Genomic DNA, 14,861 nt, shown 5'->3' with positions numbered 1-14,861 from the left:
GTGCTGAACGGACGGGCATGCGCCGCAATCGGTTTCGTATCGTCAACCTCGCCTGGATCACCGCAGTGGTGGCCGGGCTGATGTTGTCCGTGACAGCCCCGGCTCCGCTCGCCGGGGCCGACCCGGGCGAATGGGACCCCACCCTGCCCGCCCAGATCAGTGCCGGTGCGCCCGGCGACCCGCTCGCCGTCGCCAACGCCTCGCTGCAGGCCACCGCCCAGGCCACCCAGACCACGATGGACCTGGGCAGGCAGTTTCTCGGCGGTCTCGGCATCAACATCCTGGGCGATCCCGCACCCGCTGCGGCCGCCACACCCTCCAACCCCGGCGGCAAGATCCCGCGGGTCTATGGCCGGCAGGCCATCGAGTACGTGATCAAGCGGATGGGTGCGCAGATGGGGGTGCCCTACTCGTGGGGCGGGGGCTCGCTGGACGGCCCCAGCAAGGGCGTCGGCGACGGCGCCAACATCACCGGCTTCGACTGCTCGGGCCTGATGCGCTACGGGTTCGCCGGCGTCGGCGTGCTGATCCCGCGGTTCTCCGGTGACCAGTACAACGCCGGGCGCCACATCCCGCAGGATCAGGCCAGGCGCGGCGACCTCATCTTCTACGGCCCGAACGGCAGCCAGCACGTCACCATGTACCTGGGCAACGGTCAGATGCTCGAGGCATCGGGCAGCGCCGCCAAGGTTACGGTCAGCCCGGTTCGTAAGCCCGGCATGACCCCGTTCCTGACCAGGATCATCGAGTACTGAACGCGGGGCCGGCGACGCATCAGCTGGGCGAGCGTCGACGGAATTCGGTGGGCCTGGAATAGTTGGACGCGGGCACGTCGCTGCCCGGCAGTCGTGTCCGTTTGAGCGTGGAGGGTTCTTGATGACAGCAGCAGGTGGGCCGCCGCCAGGCGCCAGCGGTTACTCGGGCCCGGGCGGGCAATCCGGCCCGGCTCACGAAGCGCCGGCGGGCGGTGGCAACGGACTGGCCGCCGAGGTGCAGACCCTGGAACGGGCCATCTTCGAGGTCAAACGCATCATCGTCGGCCAGGACCAGCTCGTGGAGCGCATGCTGGTCGGCCTGCTGTCCAAAGGGCACGTGCTGCTCGAAGGTGTCCCCGGCGTCGCCAAGACCCTCGCCGTCGAGACCTTCGCCAAGGTGGTCGGCGGGACGTTCGCGCGCATCCAGTTCACGCCCGACCTGGTGCCCACCGACATCATCGGTACCCGCATCTACCGGCAGGGCAAGGAGGAGTTCGACACCGAGCTCGGCCCGGTGGTCGCCAATTTCCTGCTCGCCGACGAGATCAACCGTGCGCCGGCCAAGGTGCAGTCGGCGCTGCTGGAGGTCATGCAGGAACGCCAGGTCTCGATCGGCGGCAAGAGGTTCCCGCTGCCCAACCCGTTCCTGGTGATGGCGACGCAGAACCCGATCGAGCACGAGGGTGTGTACCCGCTGCCCGAGGCCCAACGGGACCGCTTCCTGTTCAAGATCAACGTCGGCTACCCGTCGCCGGAGGAGGAGCGGGAGATCATCTACCGGATGGGCGTGCGCCCGCCGGAGCCCAAGCAGATCCTCAACACCGGTGACCTGCTGCGGCTGCAGGACATCGCTGCCAACGGCTTCGTCCACCACGCGCTGGTGGACTACGTCGTGCGCGTGGTGACCGCCACCCGCCACCCCGAGCAGCTCGGCATGAACGACGTCAAGACCTGGATTTCGTTCGGGGCGTCGCCGCGCGCCTCGCTGGGCATCATCGCCGGGGCCCGGTCGCTGGCGCTGGTCCGCGGCCGTGACTACGTGATCCCGCAGGACGTCGTGGACGTCATTCCCGACGTGCTGCGGCACCGGCTGGTGCTCACCTACGACGCGCTGGCCGACGAGATCTCGCCGGAGATCGTCATCAACCGGGTGTTGCAGACGGTGGCCCTGCCTCAGGTGAATGCCGTTCCGCAGCAAGGGCATTCGGTGCCCCCGGTGATGCAACCCGCCGGTGCGGCCAGCGGTCGGTGACCGATCCAAAGAGGCCGGCGGGGCCTGTGCATCCGCCATCGATGCAGCGGGGCCAGATCGACGACCCGAAGCTGTCGGCGGCGCTGCGCACCCTCGAACTCACCGTCAAACGCAAGCTCGACGGGGTGCTGCACGGCGATCACCTCGGCCTGATCCCGGGCCCCGGCTCGGAGCCGGGGGAGTCGCGGGAGTACCAGCCCGGCGACGACGTCCGCCGCATGGACTGGGCCGTCACCGCGCGCACGACGCACCCGCACGTGCGGCAGATGATCGCCGACCGGGAGCTCGAAACGTGGCTGGTGGTCGACATGTCGGCCAGCCTGGACTTCGGCACCACCGTGTGCGAGAAGCGGGACCTGGCCGTGGCGGCCGCGGCCGCGATCACCTTCCTCAACAGCGGGGGCGGCAATCGGCTCGGCGCGATCGTGTCCACCGGCGCCAACATCACCCGGGTGCCCGCCCGTTCCGGACGCCAGCATGAGCAGACGCTGCTGCGCACCATCGCCACCACGCCGCGCGCTCCGGTCGGGGTGCGCGGCGACCTGGCGACGGCGATCGACGCGTTGCGCCGTCCGGAACGCCGCCGCGGCATGGCGGTGATCATCAGCGACTTCCTGGGGCCGATCAACTGGATGCGGCCGCTGCGGGCCGTCGCGGCCCGGCACGAGGTGCTGGCCGTCGAGGTGCTCGACCCCCGCGACGTCGAGCTGCCCGACATCGGCGACGTGGTGTTGCAGGACGCCGAGTCCGGCGTCACGCGTGAATTCACCATCGACGCTCAGCTGCGCGACGATTTCGCCAAGGCCGCCGCGGCGCACCGCGCCGATGTCGCGCGCACGATCCGCAGCTGCGGGGCCCCGATCCTGACGCTGCGCACCGACCGCGACTGGATCGCCGACATCGTGCGCTTCGTCGAATCCCGCCGGCGCGGAGCCCTGGCAGGGCGGCAGTGACCCTGCCGCTCCTGGGCCCGATGTCGTTGTCGGGCTTCGAACATTCGTGGTTCTTCCTGTTCCTGCTCGTCGTCTTCGGGCTGGCCGCGCTCTACATCCTGATGCAGCTGGCCAGGCAGCGGCGCATGCTGCGGTTCGCGAACATGGAGCTGCTGGAAAGCGTCGCCCCCAAGAGGCCACCCAAGTGGCGGCACCTGCCGGCGATCCTGCTCATCGCGTCGCTGGTGCTGTTCACCATCGCGATGGCGGGCCCGACGAACGACGTCCGGATTCCCCGCAACCGTGCGGTGGTGATGCTGGTCATCGACGTCTCGCAGTCCATGCGCGCCACCGACGTGCAGCCCAACCGGATGGCGGCCGCCCAGGAAGCCGCAAAGCAGTTCGCCGACGAACTGACCCCGGGCATCAACCTCGGGCTGATCGCCTACGCCGGCACCGCGACGGTGCTGGTGTCGCCGACGACCAACCGGGAATCGACGAAGACCGCGCTGGACAAGCTCCAGTTCGCCGACCGCACCGCCACCGGGGAGGGCATCTTCACCGCCCTGCAGGCCATCGCGACGGTCGGCGCGGTGATCGGCGGTGGCGACAAACCGCCGCCGGCGCGCATCGTGTTGTTCTCCGACGGCAAGGAGACGATGCCGACCAACCCGGACAACCCCAAGGGCGCCTTCACGGCCGCGCGCACCGCCAAGGACCAGGGCGTGCCGATCTCGACCATCTCCTTCGGCACCCCGTACGGCTTCGTCGAGATCAACGACCAGCGCCAGCCGGTACCCGTCGACGACGAGACGCTGAAGAAGGTCGCCCAGCTTTCGGGCGGAAACGCTTACAGCGCAGCGTCATTGCAGGAACTCAAGTCCGTGTACGGGACGCTGCAGCAGCAGATCGGCTACGAGACCATCAAGGGCGATGCCAGCGTGGGCTGGGTGCGGCTGGGTGCGCTGGCCTTGGCGCTGGCGGCGCTGGCGGCGCTGCTGATCAACCGGCGCCTGCCGACCTGACGTCGCGTCGCTCAGGGCGACCGTCAGCCGGCGGCGATCACCGCCGAGGGCGGATACGACGCGGGGATCGGATTCAGATTCGGCACCACGGGGGTGCCGGGGGACACCGGGTCGATGCGGCTGAGCGTGAAGCGCGCCCCGCCGGCCAGCTCCTGCGGCGTGCAGATGAACTCCCGCGTGGCCTGGAGCCGCCAGCGGTCCTGCGCCAGGCAGGCGCGCCGCCCGGCGCGGGTGGCGGCGTCGAGCAGCGCGAGCGCGTCGGCCCAGGATTCGTCGGTGCGGGTCTCCAGCACGATCGGCTTACCGTGGGCGTGCGCGGCCAGGTAGTCCAGCGCGATGGGCACGCCCGTCAGCTCGTCGCGGTCTCTGCGTAAGGCGTCCGTCGTGAGTGCCAGCACCACCCCGACCGCCAGGCTCCCCGCCGCGGCGCCGGCCGCCAGCCGGGGGGCTATCGGCTTTTCCCGCGCCGCCGCCAGCACCATCAGCGCCGAGGAGCCCAAGATGAGCAAAGCCAGGGGCAACGCGTAAGAGAAGACGCCGATGTACGACTGCCAGAGATGGTCCACGCCGTACCAGCAGTAGAAGGCGAACAGCGCGGTGGCCAGGGCGGTGACTCTGAGCAGGCGGCGGGAGAACTCGTGCACCGCCTCGTCGACACCGGGACGCGTCAGCCTGCGGACCAGCGCCAGATCCGCGACGAACAGCACCACCAGGAACACCGTCCCGAGGGCGGGACCCGGACCCCAGAACTGCGCGAGAAACCGCGCGGCCGCCACCGGCGGGTTCGGCGCGCGGTGACCGTAGGCCAGGTACTGCGGAATCTCGCCCGGCCAGTGCAGGGTCACGTTGAGCACGATGGGGAGCAGAAACAATGCCAACACCGCCGAGGCGATCAGCACTTCACGGCGGTGCGTGAGCAACCGGCGCCGCTGAGGCAGGAGTGCCGCCAGCCCCAGCAGGGGCACCAGTAGCAGGAATTCCGCGTGCCCGTGCACCAGCAGGCCGCCGGCGAGCACCATGATCCACAGATGGCGCAGCCGTCCGGCAGCCACCGACGCGACCGCGAAGACGTAGAGCAAAAACGGGGCGAAGCAGGCGTGGGGCATCCAGGTGGAGCACACCAGCTGGGGGTGTTCGGCGAGGAAGATCAGGGTGATGCCGGCCGCGGTGAGTACCGCCGGCGCCGAGCGCACCCACGTGTACAGGATGGCCAGCGCCAGCGCGATCAGTGTCGCGTTGAGCGTCATGATCGCGATCGCCTGCCCGTTATAGGCCGCCGGAACGAGACGGGTCAGGTCGTGCAGCAGCCATTCGCCGCCGGCCTGCACGTAGAAGAAAGCCGGACCGGGATGGTGGAAGCCGACCCTGGAGTAATGCCCGGTCAGCAGGGCGAAGTGCTTGGCCTGCAGGGTGAGGATCGAGTTGGCCGCGGGGTCTCCGGCCTCGTAGACGGGGTAGGTGAACAGCCCGCGGTTGCGCACCAGCAGCAGGACGAGCAATCCGCCCCAGCAGGCCGCGAAAATCGCCGTGGCTTGGGCGTTGAGCCTTAAGTGTCGGGTCGGGGCTGCGGCCATGAGGGTCAAATCCTAAGCGAGCCAACGGCGGGTTCGCGCGGCGGCGGCCGCCCGGGGTGAATCGACGTTGCGCTCGCGCTGAGCCGATTGCAGCCCTGGCCGGCCGAGGCGATAAGTTGGCCGGGTGACTGAGACGTCCACCGAGCAAGCCACCGAACCCGCCGCGAGCGGCGGCAAACCCCCATTCGTATCCCGATCAGTCCTGGTCACCGGCGGAAACCGGGGGATCGGGCTGGCGATCGCGCAACGGCTGGCCGCCGACGGCCACAAGGTGGCCGTCACGCACCGCGGATCCGGGGCGCCCGAGGGACTGTTCGGAGTCGAGTGCGACGTGACCGACAACGACGCCATCGATCGCGCCTTCAAGGAGGTCGAGGAGCACCAGGGCCCGGTCGAGGTGCTGGTGTCCAACGCCGGCATCTCCAAGGATGCGTTCCTCATCCGGATGACCGAGGAGCGGTTCGAAGAGGTCATCAACGCCAACCTCACCGGGGCGTTCCGGGTAACCCAGCGCGCGGCGCGCAGCATGCAGAAGAAGCGGTTCGGCCGGATCATCTACATCGGCTCGGTCTCCGGGAGCTGGGGCATCGGCAACCAGTCCAACTACGCGGCCGCCAAGGCCGGCCTGATCGGCATGGCCCGCTCGATCTCCCGGGAGCTGTCCAAGGCCGGGGTGACCGCGAACGTCGTGGCCCCCGGCTACATCGACACGGAGATGACCCGCGCGCTGGACGAGCGGATTCAGGCCGGGGCGCTGGAGTTCATCCCGGCGAAGCGGGTCGGCACCGCCGCGGAGGTCGCCGGGGTGGTCAGCTTCCTGGCGTCCGAGGACGCCAGTTACATCGCCGGCGCCGTCATCCCGGTCGACGGCGGCATGGGCATGGGCCACTGAGTTAACGACATAACGACTTTAAGGACGGACATGGCAGGACTGCTCGACGGCAAACGGATTCTGATCTCCGGAATCATCACCGATTCGTCGATCGCGTTTCACATCGCCAAGGCGGCCCAGGAGGCGGGTGCGCAATTGGTGCTGACCGGATTCGACCGGTTGCGCCTGATTCAGCGCATCGCCGACCGGCTGCCCGAGAAGGCGCCGTTGATCGAACTCGACGTGCAAAACGAGGAGCACTTGAATTCGCTCGCCGACCGGGTGACGGCCGAGATCGGCGAGGGCAACAAGCTCGACGGTGTGGTGCATTCGATCGGTTTCATGCCGCAGACGGGGATGGGCATCAACCCGTTCTTCGACGCTCCCTACGAGGACGTCTCCAAAGGCATTCACATCTCGGCCTATTCGTACGCCTCGCTGGCCAAGGCCGCGCTGCCGATCATGAACCCGGGCGGCTCCATCGTGGGTATGGACTTCGATCCCAGCCGGGCGATGCCGGCCTACAACTGGATGACGGTGGCCAAGAGCGCGCTGGAATCGGTGAACCGATTCGTGGCGCGTGAGGCGGGCAAGTTCGGTGTGCGCTCCAATCTCGTTGCCGCGGGCCCGATCCGGACGCTAGCCATGAGCGCGATCGTCGGCGGTGCGCTCGGCGAAGAGGCCGGCGCGCAGATGCAGCTGCTCGAAGAGGGCTGGGACCAGCGCGCCCCCATCGGCTGGAACATGAAAGACCCGACGCCGGTGGCCAAGACGGTGTGCGCGTTGCTCTCGGACTGGCTGCCGGCGACCACGGGGACCATCATCTACGCCGACGGCGGCGCAAGTACCCAATTGCTTTAAAGCGGATTGCTCTAGAGCCCAATGGAATTCGATGCCGTCCTGCTGCTGTCCTTCGGTGGGCCGGAAGGTCCCGAGCAGGTTCGGCCGTTCCTGGAGAACGTCACCCGCGGCCGCAACGTGCCCCCGGAACGTCTCGACCATGTCGCCGAGCACTACCTGCACTTCGGTGGGGTGTCGCCGATCAACCGGATCAACCTGGCGCTGATCCAGCAGCTCGAAGCCGAACTGCATGACCGCGGCCTGGATCTGCCGGTCTACTTCGGCAACCGCAACTGGGCGCCCTACGTCGAAGACACCGTGACGACGATGCGCGACAACGGAATTCGTCGGGCCGCGGTGTTCACCACATCGGCGTGGAGCGGCTATTCCAGCTGCACACAGTACATCGAGGACATCGCCCGGGCGCGCGATGCGGCCGGGCCTGATGCGCCCGAATTGGTCAAGCTGCGGCCCTATTTCGACCATCCGCGGTTCGTCCAGATCTTCGCCGACACCATCGGCGCGGCCTCGGGCGCCCTGACCGCCGAACAACATACCGCCGCGCGTCTGGTGTTCACCGCGCATTCCATCCCGGTGGCCGCCGACGACCGCGTGGGCCCGCGGCTCTACAGCCGCCAAGTCGCCTACGCCGCAAGCCTTGTGGCGGCCGCAGCCGGATACACCGAGTACGACCTGGCGTGGCAGTCCCGGTCGGGGCCGCCGCAGGTTCCGTGGCTGGAGCCCGACGTCGCCGACCACCTGACCGCCTTGGTGCGGGCCGGCACCGACGCGGTCATCGTCTGCCCGATCGGGTTCGTGGCCGACCACATCGAGGTGGTGTGGGACCTCGACACCGAGTTGGCGGCCCAGGCGGAGGTGGCGGGAGTCGCGATGGTGCGGGCCTCGACGCCGAACGCCCACCCGCGTTTCGCGCAACTGGCCGCCGACCTGATCGACGAACTGCGCTACGGCCGCACGCCCGAGCGGGTGAGGGGGCCGGACCCGGCACCGGGTTGTCTGGCCAGCGCAAACGGTGCGCCGTGCCGCCCGCCGCACTGCGCGGCCGGGACCGGCGCCTAGTCGCCCCAGGCCGAATGCAGGATCGCGGTCACGGCCGCCATCCGCGCCGACCGCACCACGGCGGTCAGCGGTCGCAGCGCATCGCTGGCGATGCGGGCCTCGGACGATGATTGCGTTCCCACCGGTTCCAGCCCGGCGGCGACGGGCGCGGTGAAACGGTCCGCCGAGTCCGATCGACTCAGGCCCGCGCTGACCGCGATGATGGCGTCGACGTGCGCGGCGTTCTCCAGCACCCGCAGCGCGCGCGTCGGCGCATGGTCCGGAATGCGGTGTTGCCGTGCGGATTCCAGCAGCTGCTCGACAAGTCCACGCGGGTCGTCGACGTCGGAGGCCGCGGCTCCCAGCCCGATGGCGCCCAGAGCGTCGGCGGCCGAGCGCACGGCGGACCGCAGCGTGTACTCGGCGTCGCCGAGCTCGTAGTGGTCCAGGACCGGGGCACCGGGCAGCGAGTACACGGTCCACGTCAGCCCGCACACTTCCGCCAGGCGCCTCTCGTAGTCCTCGGGCGCGTCCTCGTCGTCCTCATAGGAGAGTTCGGGCACCAGGCCCACGGCGGTGCCGGGGTTGCGGGGGTTGGCGATGATGACCGCCTCTCCGGCGGCCAGGGCGTCCCGCTCGAACTGCGTCCCCGGGGCCAGCCCGCGCACATCGCCGGGTACCGGCAAAACCACGTTGATCGTCCCGCGCATCAATCCCGCGCCGCCGCACGACGGCGTCGGACGCCCGATCGCGCCGCGCAATGTCTGCAGCAGCGTCACCGTCCCGGCGTCGTTCACGTCGGGCCAGGGCAGCCCGGTGTGGCCCGCGGCGACGGCATCATACGCGGTCACCGATTGCTTTGGCGCCCAAACGGATAACGCGTCCAGGACGTCGTCGGGCGCGGCCTTTCCAGCGAGCCAGGCATTGGCCCACAGGGACAGCGAAACACTGGGACACCACACGATCACGCAGTGTAGTTGTTTTGCCCGGCAAAGGCGGATCACGCGTATTCTTGCCGCATGCCCGCGGCGTTGCTTTGGCTAATATTCGCGCTGGTGCTGGCCGGCGCGGAGGCGCTCACCGGTCATTTGTTTCTGGTGATGCTCGGCGGCGGCGCACTGGCCGCGGCGCTCACCAGTTGGCTCACCGACTTCCCGGTGTGGGCGAACGGGGCGGTGTTCCTGGTCGTGTCGGTGCTGCTGCTGGTGCTGGTTCGCCCGCCGCTGAAGCGGCGGCTGACGCCGGCCGCGGCGCCCACTCTGGGAATCGAGGCGCTGCGCGGCAAAACCGCGCTGGTGCTGCAACGGGTCGGGCGCGACGCGGGCCAGGTCAAACTCGACGGCCAGGTGTGGTCCGCGCGCCCGCTCAACGAGGCCGACGTCTACGAACCCGGCGAGCCGGTCACCGTCATGCAGATCGACGGCGCCACCGCGGTCGTCTTCAAGAGCGGTCTGTAGCGACCGCAAAGAGCTTCAGCGAGAAAGGAATTCCTATGGTTGCTGGTTTGGTGCTGCTGGCCGTTCTGGTGATCTTCGCGATCGTCGTGGTGGCCAAGTCCGTGGCGCTGATACCTCAGGCGGAGGCGGCGGTGATCGAACGGCTGGGACGGTACAGCCGCACCGTCAGCGGGCAACTGACCTTGTTGGTGCCGTTCATCGATCGGGTTCGCGCGCGGGTGGATCTGCGTGAGCGGGTGGTGTCGTTCCCGCCGCAGCCGGTGATCACCGAGGACAACTTGACCCTCAACATCGACACCGTGGTGTACTTCCAGGTCACCGTTCCCCAGGCGGCCGTCTACGAGATCAGCAACTACATCGTCGGCGTCGAGCAGCTCACCACCACCACGCTGCGCAACGTCGTCGGCGGCATGACGCTCGAGCAGACGCTGACCTCGCGCGATCAGATCAACGGGCAGCTGCGCGGCGTGCTCGACGAGGCGACCGGCCGCTGGGGGTTGCGGGTCGCCCGCGTGGAACTGCGCAGCATCGATCCGCCCCCGTCGATCCAGGCGTCGATGGAAAAGCAGATGAAGGCCGACCGCGAGAAGCGGGCGATGATCCTGACCGCCGAAGGTATGCGCGAGGCGGCGATCAAGGAGGCCGAGGGCAACAAGCAGGCGCAGATCCTGGCCGCCGAGGGTGCCAAGCAGGCCGCCATCCTGGCCGCCGAGGCCGACCGGCAGTCCCGGATGCTGCGCGCCCAGGGTGAACGCGCCGCGGCGTACCTGCAGGCGCAGGGCCAGGCGAAGGCGATCGAGAAGACGTTCGCGGCGATCAAGGCCGGCCGGCCCACCCCCGAGATGCTGGCCTACCAGTACCTGCAGACGTTGCCGGAGATGGCGCGCGGTGACGCCAACAAGGTGTGGGTGGTGCCCAGTGACTTCAACGCGGCGTTGCAGGGCTTCACCAAGCTGCTGGGAACCCCGGGCCAGGACGGCGTGTTCCGCTTCCAGCCATCGCCCGTCGATGACGCGCCCAAGCACAGCGCCGACGACGACGCCGACGTCGCCGACTGGTTCTCCACCGAAACCGACCCCGCGATCGCCCAGGCGGTGGCCAAGGCGGAGGCGATCGCCCGCCAGCCGGCAGATGGCCCGGCCGGGGAGCTCACTCCCTAGGATTGCGGAATGAGCGTGTTGACTTCCCCGAAGACCTACACGGCGCTCGGCGTGTTCCACGCCGCCGACGCAGTAGCGTGCGGCGTCCAGGTGGCACCCATCAAGAAGGTCCTCGACACCGTGGGCGTTCCGGAGAACATCCGGCCCGTGCTGCCGGTGGTCAAAGCGGCCGCCGCGGTGGGATTGCTGTCGGTCAACCGGTTTCCCGCTCTGGCGCGCCTGACGACTGCGATGCTGACGTTGTACTTCGTACTGGCGGTCGGCGCGCATGTCCGGGTGCGCGACAAAGTCGTCAACGGCCTTCCGGCCGCGCTGTTCCTGGCGCTGGTCGCCGCGATGACGATCAAGGGACCCGACGAGAACTAGTCCAGGCGCAGCTCGACCAGCGGCAGCGGAGTGTCCGTGTCGGTGATCGGGACGCCGAGCGTGTCTTCGAGCACCGGGCGCATCCGCTCCCACGCTTTGGGGTGGCGGGTTCGGTAGGCGGCCAGGGTGCGATCGGCTTCCGGGGTGGTCAGCACGCGCGCCGCGGCGGTCCTGGGCGCGTGGCTGCCGACGTACACGCGCACCCGGGGATTGGCTTCGATGTTGCGGAACCACTGGGCTTTTCGGCCGAAGCCCGAAGCCACCACGTAGCTGTCTGCCGCCGGGTGGTCGACGACTTCCAGCGCGGCATAGCGCGGCATGCCCGACTTGCGGCCGGTGTGCTCGAGCAACAGGATGCGCGAGCCGAACAGCGCGCCCGCGCGGGCTTTGTAGATCCAGATCGGCGCGCGCATGAGGCGACGCGAGCGCAGCAGCCGTGCGGCGAGGCTGGCGGGAAACGACGATCGATCTCGTGGCACCTTCCCATCCTGCACTGCGGCGGGCTCGGCCATGCGGGTTAGGGGTGCGGGGTGGGTGGCGTCGTCGGTGAGGGCGGTGCCACCGAACCCTCGCCCGGGGGCCAGAAGCCACGCGGGGGCCCCGGCGGCCCGGGCGGCGGAGCGAATCCGAAGCCGCCCGGCATGGGTCCGCCCATCGGCGGAAGCGGGGGGCCGTGGAACGGTGGCGCCGCGAGCATCGGCGGTGGGCCGGGGGGCGGCGGCGGGGGCGGGGGCGGTCCGACGCTGACGATCCACGCGAACGCGATCGCCGCGACGGTGCCGACCGCGCCGAGCAGCGCGCCTCCTACCCCGGCGCCGATCACCACGCCGGTGGGGTAGCGACGGCGCTCGGGTGCGACAGGCGCGACCGGCGGGGGCGCGGGTGGATCGGTGATGATGTCGTCATTCGTGGTCATGTGACGGACATTAAGGGCCGGGGCTGAAGTGGATCTGAAGAAAATCGGCTCCGGCCCACCCCGGCCTTCAGGTTCGTTTCAGCACCGGCGTCGACAATGGGCGTATGACGGATTGCCCCCGTGCGGTCGCCGGCCAGTTCAGTGTTGGCGCGCCGCGGGTGTTGGTCGTCGAAGACTCCGAGACCATCAGGGAGATGGTCGGCGAAGCCCTCACCGATGTCGGCTATCACACCGAGGCACGGTGCGACGGTGACGAATTGGAGGAGGTTCTCGACGGGATGCGGCCCGACCTGGTGGTGCTCGACGTAATGCTGCCGGGGCGTGACGGCTTCGAGCTGATCGACGTGATTCGTGAATGGGGCGACGTCGGGATCGTGTTGATCACGGCGCGCGACGGGCTGCCGGACCGGCTGCGCGGACTCGACGGCGGCGCCGACGACTACGTCATCAAGCCATTCGAGCTTGCCGAACTGGTGTCGCGGGTCGGCGCGGTGCTACGCCGGCGCGGACGGCTGTCCCAGGTGATTCAGGTTGGCGACGTCACGCTGGACCTCGGCGCCGGTGTGGCGGCGCGCGACGGTCACCCGCTGAATCTGACCGCAACCGAGCTGCGGGTGCTGACGTTTCTGGTGGAGCAGCGCGGCCGAATCGTCAGCGCAAGCCAGATCCTGAACGGAGTATGGGGCTACGACGCCTACGACCCCAACCTGGTGCAGGTCCACGTCAGTGGACTGCGGCGCAAGTTAGAGGCGTACGGGCCGAGAATTTTGCACACCGTGCGCGGCATCGGCTACCGCCTGCGGGCCGAGCGGTCATGACGGCCGCGACGACGACGCCGACCCCGTCCCTGCAACGCCGCGTGACCCTGGTGGTGCTCGCGCTGCTGGCCGTTTTGCTGATGGTGCTCGGGGTCACCATCGACATCACCATGGGCGTTCTCGCTCACCGCAATCTGCACGACCGGCTGCTGGCCGCGACATCGCGCGCCGACGCGTTGAGCGCCGCACACACCTCACCCGATCTGCTCGCCGCCGAACTCAACGGCGGCGGTATTCGCGCGCTCGTGGTCACCGCCGGCGGCGTCGCCTACGGCGACCGCGGGATCAGCCCCGAGCTCAGTGACGGCGAGGTGGAACCGCCACCGCTGTATCCGCCACCGCCGCCCTACCCGCCGCCGCCTTACCCGCCGTATCCGCCGTATCCGCCACCGCCACCGCCGCCCGGTCCTCCGCCGGATGCCACCGCGACGGCCGTCGTGCATCCGCTGCCCGACGGCAGCCGGGTGGTCTTGGTCGCCGACACCACGCAGACCACGCAGGTGGCGCATCAGCTGCGCGGCCTGATGATCGGGGCGGGCCTGGCCACCCTGCTGCTCGCGGCGCTGCTACTGGTTGCGGTCAGCCGAGCAGCGCTGCGCCCGCTGGACCGGCTCACCGCGCTGGCCAACGCCATCACCACCGGGGACCGCGGCCGGCGACTGCACCCGGATCGCACCGGCACCGAACTCGGCCGCGCCGCAAGCGCTTTCGACGGCATGCTGGACGCACTGGAAATGTCCGAGCGCCGCTCCCAGCGCGCCGCCGATACCGCGCAGCGCGCGGAGTCGGCGACCCGGCGATTTCTCGTCGACGCCGCCCACGAATTGCGCACCCCGATCGCCGGCATTCAGGTCGCCGCCGAACAACTCGCTCACGGCGCCTCCGAACATCGAGGGCAATACCGTCGGGCGAGCCTGCTGCTCTCCGACGCCCGCCGCGCCGGACGACTCGTCTCCGACATGCTCGACCTGAGCCGCATCGACGCCGGGCTTGCGCTCGAGCTGCACGACGTCGACGTCGCCGCCGTTCTCGACGGCGAAGCCGACCGCGCCGCCATGCTGGCGCCGCAGATCAGCGTCACCCGCACCGGCCTGACCACGTTGAATCTCAACGTCGACGCGATCCGCCTGTCGCAGATCGTGTCGAACCTGCTCGACAATGCCCGCCGGTACACGCCGGCCGGCGGCGCCATCATCGTTGACCTTCGCGCAGCCGAGGTCTTGACGGAAATCACCGTCACCGATACCGGGCCGGGCATCCCGGATGACCAGCGAGACAACATCTTCGAGCGGCTGGTGCGCCTGGATTCGGGCCGCGCCCGCGACCACGGCGGCGCCGGCCTGGGCCTGGCGATCGCGCGGGCGTTGGCGCGCGCTCACGGTGGCGAACTGGTGTGCCTGCCGCACCACGGCGGTGCTCAATTCCGGCTCACCCTGCCGACCACATCGAAAACCGACCGCGCAGTGAGCGATGGCCGTCTCAATCCGTCGGATTGAGACGGCCACCTCGGCGCTGCTATCGCGCCGCCGTCATTAGAAGCCCGGCGGCGGCGGCCGGAATGGTCCCCCCGGGGGCGGTGGGCCCAGTGGACCACCCGGAGGAGGCGGCGGCCCGCCCGGACCGCCCGGTCCCGGGCCCCACGGTTGCCCCGGGCCCGGTGGCGGCGGCGGGGGTGGATCCGCACTCGCCATCGCGGCGCCGAAGCCCGCCGCCGCGACCCCGAGCGCACCCGCGAGCAGTGAACCAGCGATTACTTGTCTCACCTTCACCCGATTCATCCATCCTGTCTGTCGATGCTGTTCAACCGATCAACTCGCCCCTCGTCACCGAGTTGGA

Annotated in this window: 15 protein-coding genes and 1 pseudogene; 12 read left to right on the top strand and 4 right to left on the bottom strand. The window is 69.5% G+C overall.

All coding sequences use genetic code 11. From position 1 onward, the window contains the following. The first annotated feature begins 17 nt into the window (after positions 1–17). The 4 genes from ripB to AC5Y7E_RS10465 all read left to right on the top strand — a co-directional run bounded on the left by ripB (position 18) and on the right by AC5Y7E_RS10465 (position 3,964). Entirely contained in the window at positions 18–755 is a 738-nt protein-coding gene (ripB, locus tag AC5Y7E_RS10480; RefSeq protein ID WP_499919847.1) for an NlpC/P60 family peptidoglycan endopeptidase RipB, read from the top strand. A gap of 121 nt (positions 756–876) precedes the next feature. Further along, the gene (moxR1, locus tag AC5Y7E_RS10475) at positions 877–2,007 is read left to right on the top strand and encodes a chaperone MoxR1 (protein ID WP_499919775.1); all 1,131 of its coding nucleotides are present in this window, start codon (positions 877–879) and stop codon (positions 2,005–2,007) included. Next, positions 2,004–2,960, top strand: a complete 957-nt coding sequence (locus AC5Y7E_RS10470) for a DUF58 domain-containing protein (protein ID WP_499919776.1) — start codon at positions 2,004–2,006, stop codon at positions 2,958–2,960. Before moxR1 ends, AC5Y7E_RS10470 begins: the two co-directional genes overlap by 4 nt. Continuing rightward, a complete protein-coding gene (locus AC5Y7E_RS10465) occupies positions 2,957–3,964 on the top strand; it encodes a VWA domain-containing protein (protein ID WP_499919777.1) in 1,008 nt (335 codons plus the stop codon). Before AC5Y7E_RS10470 ends, AC5Y7E_RS10465 begins: the two co-directional genes overlap by 4 nt. A 23-nt stretch (positions 3,965–3,987) precedes the next feature. On the opposite strand, the gene AC5Y7E_RS10460 is transcribed toward AC5Y7E_RS10465, so the two are convergent. Then, on the bottom strand, positions 3,988–5,538 hold the full coding sequence (locus AC5Y7E_RS10460; RefSeq protein WP_499919778.1) for a hypothetical protein: 1,551 nt from the start codon (positions 5,536–5,538) through the stop codon (positions 3,988–3,990). 124 nt (positions 5,539–5,662) lie between these two features. On the opposite strand from AC5Y7E_RS10460, the gene fabG1 reads away from it, so the two are divergent. From fabG1 to AC5Y7E_RS10445, 3 genes and pseudogenes are all read left to right on the top strand, one after another. Then, entirely contained in the window at positions 5,663–6,430 is a 768-nt protein-coding gene (gene fabG1 / locus AC5Y7E_RS10455; protein WP_499919779.1) for a 3-oxoacyl-ACP reductase FabG1, read from the top strand. A gap of 30 nt (positions 6,431–6,460) precedes the next feature. Further along, positions 6,461–7,270 (top strand): NADH-dependent enoyl-ACP reductase InhA, encoded by an 810-nt coding sequence (inhA, locus tag AC5Y7E_RS10450; protein ID WP_499919780.1) that lies wholly within the window; start codon positions 6,461–6,463, stop codon positions 7,268–7,270. 21 nt (positions 7,271–7,291) lie between these two features. Then, a pseudogene (locus tag AC5Y7E_RS10445) lies at positions 7,292–8,357 on the top strand (ferrochelatase); the annotation flags it as partial. Here AC5Y7E_RS10445 and AC5Y7E_RS10440 read toward each other — a convergent pair. Continuing rightward, entirely contained in the window at positions 8,326–9,270 is a 945-nt protein-coding gene (locus tag AC5Y7E_RS10440; protein ID WP_499919781.1) for an Rv1486c family protein, read from the bottom strand. The pseudogene AC5Y7E_RS10445 and the gene AC5Y7E_RS10440 sit on opposite strands and share 32 nt — an antisense overlap. 57 nt (positions 9,271–9,327) lie before the next feature. On the opposite strand from AC5Y7E_RS10440, the gene AC5Y7E_RS10435 reads away from it, so the two are divergent. The 3 genes from AC5Y7E_RS10435 to AC5Y7E_RS10425 are packed head-to-tail and all read left to right on the top strand — an operon-like array spanning position 9,328 to position 11,291. Beyond that, complete coding sequence (locus AC5Y7E_RS10435) at positions 9,328–9,765, top strand: NfeD family protein (RefSeq protein WP_499919782.1); 438 nt, start codon at positions 9,328–9,330, stop codon at positions 9,763–9,765. A gap of 35 nt (positions 9,766–9,800) precedes the next feature. Continuing rightward, positions 9,801–10,925, top strand: a complete 1,125-nt coding sequence (locus AC5Y7E_RS10430) for an SPFH domain-containing protein (protein ID WP_499919783.1) — start codon at positions 9,801–9,803, stop codon at positions 10,923–10,925. Positions 10,926–10,934: 9 nt separating this feature from the next. Next, a complete protein-coding gene (locus AC5Y7E_RS10425; RefSeq protein WP_499919784.1) occupies positions 10,935–11,291 on the top strand; it encodes a DoxX family protein in 357 nt (118 codons plus the stop codon). Here the strand turns inward: AC5Y7E_RS10425 and AC5Y7E_RS10420 are convergent. Next, positions 11,288–11,704 (bottom strand): nitroreductase family deazaflavin-dependent oxidoreductase, encoded by a 417-nt coding sequence (locus AC5Y7E_RS10420; RefSeq protein ID WP_499919848.1) that lies wholly within the window; start codon positions 11,702–11,704, stop codon positions 11,288–11,290. The genes AC5Y7E_RS10425 and AC5Y7E_RS10420 overlap by 4 nt on opposite strands. Positions 11,705–11,808: 104 nt before the next feature. Then, the gene (locus tag AC5Y7E_RS10415) at positions 11,809–12,207 is read right to left on the bottom strand and encodes a hypothetical protein (RefSeq protein ID WP_499919785.1); all 399 of its coding nucleotides are present in this window, start codon (positions 12,205–12,207) and stop codon (positions 11,809–11,811) included. Positions 12,208–12,311: 104 nt separating this feature from the next. Here AC5Y7E_RS10415 and AC5Y7E_RS10410 point away from each other — a divergent pair, with 104 nt between their 5' ends. Together AC5Y7E_RS10410 and AC5Y7E_RS10405 are read left to right on the top strand one after the other, a co-directional pair. Next, positions 12,312–13,025, top strand: a complete 714-nt coding sequence (locus AC5Y7E_RS10410; RefSeq protein WP_499919786.1) for a response regulator transcription factor — start codon at positions 12,312–12,314, stop codon at positions 13,023–13,025. Continuing rightward, positions 13,022–14,521, top strand: coding sequence for a sensor histidine kinase (locus tag AC5Y7E_RS10405; RefSeq protein WP_499919787.1), 1,500 nt, complete (start codon positions 13,022–13,024; stop codon positions 14,519–14,521). Before AC5Y7E_RS10410 ends, AC5Y7E_RS10405 begins: the two co-directional genes overlap by 4 nt. Positions 14,522–14,861: the final 340 nt, after the last annotated feature.

This window comes from Mycobacterium sp. NGS17 (assembly GCF_059813205.1).
The sequence above is the reverse complement of the archived record's forward strand: the minus strand, read 5'-3'. Positions and strand labels throughout refer to the sequence as shown.